At 65.6% G+C, this 4,750-nt stretch carries 6 protein-coding genes; 3 read left to right on the top strand and 3 right to left on the bottom strand.

The genetic code is table 11. The features are described 5' to 3' along the window. The 3 genes from MOV74_RS31455 to MOV74_RS31445 all read left to right on the top strand — a co-directional run. Nucleotides 1-518, top strand: a 518-nt coding sequence (locus MOV74_RS31455) for an IclR family transcriptional regulator C-terminal domain-containing protein (protein ID WP_309486853.1), incomplete at its 5' end; no start/stop codon positions are given. Between the two features lie 261 nt (nucleotides 519-779). Then, nucleotides 780-2,075 carry an O-acetylhomoserine aminocarboxypropyltransferase gene (locus tag MOV74_RS31450; protein WP_246930846.1) on the top strand — a complete coding sequence of 432 codons (1,296 nt, stop codon included), beginning with the start codon at nucleotides 780-782 and terminating at the stop codon, nucleotides 2,073-2,075. A 4-nt stretch (nucleotides 2,076-2,079) separates the two neighbouring features. Continuing rightward, a complete protein-coding gene (locus MOV74_RS31445; protein WP_246930843.1) occupies nucleotides 2,080-2,862 on the top strand; it encodes an alpha/beta fold hydrolase in 783 nt (260 codons plus the stop codon). A gap of 33 nt (nucleotides 2,863-2,895) precedes the next feature. On the opposite strand, the gene MOV74_RS31440 is transcribed toward MOV74_RS31445, so the two are convergent. The 3 genes from MOV74_RS31440 to phnN form a co-directional block, all read right to left on the bottom strand. Further along, nucleotides 2,896-3,099: a hypothetical protein gene (locus MOV74_RS31440; protein WP_246930840.1), complete on the bottom strand. Its 204-nt coding sequence runs from the start codon at nucleotides 3,097-3,099 to the stop codon at nucleotides 2,896-2,898. 482 nt (nucleotides 3,100-3,581) lie between these two features. After that, on the bottom strand, nucleotides 3,582-4,193 hold the full coding sequence (locus tag MOV74_RS31435) for a pyridoxamine 5'-phosphate oxidase family protein (protein ID WP_246930838.1): 612 nt from the start codon (nucleotides 4,191-4,193) through the stop codon (nucleotides 3,582-3,584). A 22-nt stretch (nucleotides 4,194-4,215) separates the two neighbouring features. After that, the coding region (gene phnN / locus MOV74_RS31430; RefSeq protein ID WP_246930836.1) for a phosphonate metabolism protein/1,5-bisphosphokinase (PRPP-forming) PhnN at nucleotides 4,216-4,750 on the bottom strand (535 nt) is incomplete at its 5' end.

Here is a 4,750-nt window from a genome sequence, read left to right as displayed (position 1 = left end):
CGTCGCGGCTGCTGATTGCCGCCAATCCGTCGCTGCAACGTGCCTCCGCCGAGATCGGCGACACGCTGTTCCTGACGGTTCGCACCGGCAACGACACGCTGTGCGTCGACCGCAGGATCGGCGTCTATCCGATCCAGGTGCTGTCGATCGAGATCGGCGCGCGCCGGCCGCTCGGCGTCTCCAGCGCGGGCGTCGCCATCCTCGCCGCGATGCCGGCGCAGGATGCGCGAAAGATCGTCACAGCGAACGAAAAAAGGTTCGAGGCGTACCAGACCGACGTCGCCGCCGTGATAAGCCATGTCACCACGGCGCGGCGGCGAGGCTACAACATGAGAGAGATCGGCCTCGTGCAGGGCACGAAATCGATCTCGACCTGGATCAAGACCCCGGATGGGCAGCCGGCGGCGGCGATCACGGTCTCCGCCGTTCGGACGAGGCTCGGACCAAGGCGCGAGCAGGAGGTTGCGGAGATATTGCTGCGGGAGGCGCGGATCATCGAGCAGGCCATTCGCGGCTAAGCACGGACGGCGCTGCTTCGCCTCTCCCGCCTGCGGGAGAGGCCGACGCGCTCGCAGAGCGCGGCGGGTGAGGGCTCTCACCACGCAGGGACATCCGCTGCAATCCTCGACAATCCCGACGCGGAGATACCCCCACCCCCAGCCCTCCCCCGCAAGCGGGAGAGGGAGCGCATCGTCTTCACGGCGCTATCAATGGGCTGACTTCGTGCGCCATTTTGTGGCACAACGCCTCCACCACCGACAGACCCAACGAGGCCACGCATGCCCGCGCCAAAACCGCCTGCCTTCGAGACCCTGAGCCTGCATGCGGGCCAGCATCCGGACCCTGCGACCGGGGCCCGCGCGGTGCCGATCTACCAGACCACGTCCTACGTGTTCCAGGACTCCGATCACGCGGCTGCGCTGTTCAACCTGGAGCGCGCCGGCCACATCTATACGCGCATCTCCAATCCGACCACCGGCGTGCTGGAGGAGCGGCTCGCGGCACTGGAGGGCGGCGTCGGCGCGATCTGCACCGCGAGCGGCATGGCCGCGCTGCATCTGGCGATCGCGACGCTGCTCAATGCCGGCGATCACATCGTGGCGTCGAGCTCGCTCTATGGCGGCACCATCAATTTGCTGGCGCACACGCTGCCGCGCTTCGGCATCACCACGACGTTTGTGAAACCGCGCGATCTCGACGCGTTCCGCAGCGCCATCAAGCCGAACACGAAGCTCGTGATCGGCGAGACCATCGGCAATCCGGGGCTGGAGGTGCTCGACATTCCCAAGGTCGCGCAGATCGCGCATGACGCGAAGATTCCGCTGCTGATCGACAACACCTTTGCCACGCCCTATCTGAGCCGTCCGATCGAACTCGGCGCCGACATCGTCATGCATTCCGCGACCAAATGGATCGGCGGCCACGGCATCGCGATCGGCGGCGCCATCGTCGACGGCGGCCGGTTCGACTGGCGCGCATCGGGAAAGTTCGCCGTGCTGACCGAGCCCTATGGCGGCTATCACGGCATCGTCTTCGACGAGCAGTTCGGTACGGCCGCCTTCATCATGCGCGCGCGCACCGAGGGCCTGCGCGATTTCGGCGCCTGCCTGTCGCCGACCAACGCGTTCCAGCTGCTGCAGGGCGTCGAGACGCTCGGCGTGCGCATGGACCGCCACATGCAGAACACGCATCTCGTGCTGGAGGCACTGAAGTCCAACAAGGCCGTCGACTGGGTGCTGCATCCCTCGCTGGAGACGCACACGGACTATCAGCTCGCAAAGCAGCTCCTGCCCCGCGGCGCCGGCTCGATCATCTCCTTCGGCATCAAGGGCGGGCGACCCGCGGGCCGCAAGTTCATCGAGAGCCTGCGCATGATCAGCCATCTCGCCAATGTCGGCGACGCCAAGACGCTGGTGATCCACCCGGCCTCGACCACGCATCAGCAGATGGATTCCGAACAGCTCAAGGCTGCCGGCATCGGCGAGGAGCTGGTGCGGCTGTCGGTCGGCATCGAGACCGCGAGCGACATCATCGACGATCTCGCCCAAGCGCTGCGCATCTCGCAAAAGGTCTGACACCATGAATCTCTCCGTCAACGGCGTTGATGTGTTTGTCGCAACCGGCGGCCGCGACTTCGACAAATCCCTGCCCGCGGTCGCCTTCATCCATGGCGCCGGCTTCGACCATTCGAGCTGGGCGCTGCATACGCGCTGGTTCGCCCATCACGGCTTTGCCGTGCTGGCACCTGATCTCCCCGGTCACGGCCGCTCGGCCGGACCTTCGCTCCGCAGCATCGCAGAGATGGCCGACTGGACGGCGGCGCTGCTCGACGCGGCTGGCAGCTCGAAGGCGCATCTGATCGGCCATTCCATGGGATCGCTGATCTCGCTGGAGACCGCCGCGCGGCATCCCGACAAGGTGTCCGCGCTGAGCCTGATCGGCACTGCCGCGACCATGACGGTCGGCCCGGATTTGCTGAAGGCAGCCGAGGCCAACTCGCAGGACGCAAACGATATGGTGTCGATCTGGGGCCTTGGCTTCAACGCGGAGCTCGGCGGCAGTCTCGCGCCGGGCCTATGGATGCATGGCGGCGCGCAGGCGGTGCTGAAGGCTTGCGAACCCGGCGTGCTGTTCAGGGATTTGTCGGCCTGCAATGCCTACGCGAATGCGCTTGCCGCCGCCGCGAGCGTGAAGGTGCCGACAACGCTGATCCTCGGCGAGCGGGACATGATGACACCGGCGAAGGCCGGCAAGGCTCTCGCTGCGGCAATCCCGCATGCGAAGACCGTCCTGGTGCCGGGCGCCGGTCACATGATCATGGCCGAGCGCCCTGATGAACTGCTGGCCGCCTTACGGAACTGAAAAGGATCAATCGTCCGCGCCCGTCGAAGCTGATCAGCTCAAACGCCTCCCCCGCTCGGAGAACACCGCGCGTGCGGCGCGTTCGGCCTCGCGCGCCGAGCGGAACTGGCGGCCTTCGAGGCTGTCGAATAGGCGCTCGGAGGAGAAGAAGCGGAAGCCGCGTGCATCTCGCGTGACGATGCCGGCGGCGAGGTCGTGGATCTCGATGATGTAGGCGTTCGACTGGGTCTGGGGCATGGCTGCTCGTTCGCCGATGGCTCGGCGTTCCTGTTTGGGGATTCTTGGTGCTGGGAGGTGCTAGGAGGCGGTCAGCAACAACAACAGGCGCCCGTGGCCGCCGAGACACAGCGCCTCGTCATGCACGCATGCATGTCATCAGGATTGCGCTGGTGATCGGTTCTCATATCGCAGCTTGGGCTCGAGAAGCAGTTTCAATGCTCCGAATATCGAGCGATTAATGCGTTCGGTCAATGAAATGGCTATCCATATTTGTCGTGAGCGCGCTGGGGCGTTTCTCTCGCAGCAAGCGCCGACAGGCGGATTCATCTCGCGCGGCCGACATCGGCTGCGACGATATGCTGGGCTTTGTAGGGTGGGCAAAGCGAAGCGTGCCCACCATGTGCGTGTAACTGGAGAGAGTTCGCGGGCACGGCGCAAGTGCGCCTTTGCCCACCCTACGATTCTTTTCGTGAGGAGAGAGACCCCTCACCCAAGAAAGGTCACCACATCGTCGCGGCCGCGCGGGCGGGCCAGGCGCGATCGTATTCTTCGCCGCCGACCTTATTCTCGCTCATCTCGGCGAGGATCTGGCCGGGCGTTGGCAGCGTCTTCGGGTCGACGCGCTTGTCGGGATTCCAGAGGTCGGAGCGCACGATGGCGCGGGCGCACTGGAAGTAGATTTCGTCCACATTCATCACCATGACGCTGCGCGGCGCCTTGCCTTCGACCTTGAACGAGGCCAGCAGTTCGGGATCGACCGAGAGATGGGCGCGGCCGTTGACGCGGGTCGCGTTGCCGGAGCCGGGGATCAGAAACATCAGCGACACCCTGGGATCGCGCACGATGTTGCGCAAGGAATCGACGCGGTTGTTGCCACGGCGATCCGGCAGCATCAGCGTCTTGGGATCGTGGATGCGGACGAAGCCGGGCAGATCGCCACGCGGCGAGCAGTCGATCCCTTCCGGCCCAATGGTGGCGAGCGCCGCGAACGGCGCCTTCTCGATGAAAACCCGATAGAGCGGCGTGACGTGGTCTGCGACTTTCACGGTCGAGGCATCGTTGGTGACGCCGTAGATGGCCTCCAGCTGTTCGACCGTTTCGATCACCGACATTCCGTTCTCCTTGCCGTACCGGCTATTCCTGCCAGCCTTGATTCCTGATCACGCGCAGGAGCTGGCGGCTATGATAGTCCGCGGTGCCGGCGTTGAGGATGGTGACATCGGCAGGCGTCGAGGCGTTGTCGACGCTGCGGGTGAGGCGCTCGGCGATGTTGCCGTCGCTGTGCCGCGCGCGCGCGGCAAGCCGGGCGGCCAACATCTCCGGTGGCGCAGTGACCGCGACCACCACGACATTCCCATAGGTCTGGCGAAGTGCGGAGATCACCGTGCGCGAGACGTTGACGACGACCGTGCGCTCGGCGCGGATATCGTCGTTGATCCCGGTCGACAAGGCGTAGGAGTGCCCGTGCGCCTCCCAATGCACCGCGAAATCGCCGTGCTCGCGCGCACGACGGAATTCGTCTGATGTCACCGCGATGTTGTCCTCGTCGGCGGAGGATTCGCGCGTGACGACACGGCGCGGAAAGACGACGCTGGGGTCATCGACGCACGCCGCCCGCGCCAGTCGCAGCAGCGTGTCCTTGCCGGCGCCGCTGGGACCGACCACGAGC

The sequence above is a fragment of the Bradyrhizobium sp. SHOUNA76 genome, assembly GCF_023006445.1.
Taxonomy (GTDB): domain Bacteria; phylum Pseudomonadota; class Alphaproteobacteria; order Rhizobiales; family Xanthobacteraceae; genus Bradyrhizobium.
Note: the sequence above shows the minus strand (reverse complement) of the source record. Positions and strands in the feature narration are given on the sequence as shown.

Excerpts from the sequence above, each read along its gene's own strand:
- MOV74_RS31450 (WP_246930846.1), top strand. The coding sequence starts at position 780 with ATGCCCGCGCCAAAACCGCCTGCCTTCGAGACCCTGAGCCTGCATGCG.
- MOV74_RS31445 (WP_246930843.1), top strand. The coding sequence starts at position 2,080 with ATGAATCTCTCCGTCAACGGCGTTGATGTGTTTGTCGCAACCGGCGGC.
- MOV74_RS31440 (WP_246930840.1), bottom strand. The coding sequence starts at position 3,099 with ATGCCCCAGACCCAGTCGAACGCCTACATCATCGAGATCCACGACCTC.
- MOV74_RS31435 (WP_246930838.1), bottom strand. The coding sequence starts at position 4,193 with ATGTCGGTGATCGAAACGGTCGAACAGCTGGAGGCCATCTACGGCGTC.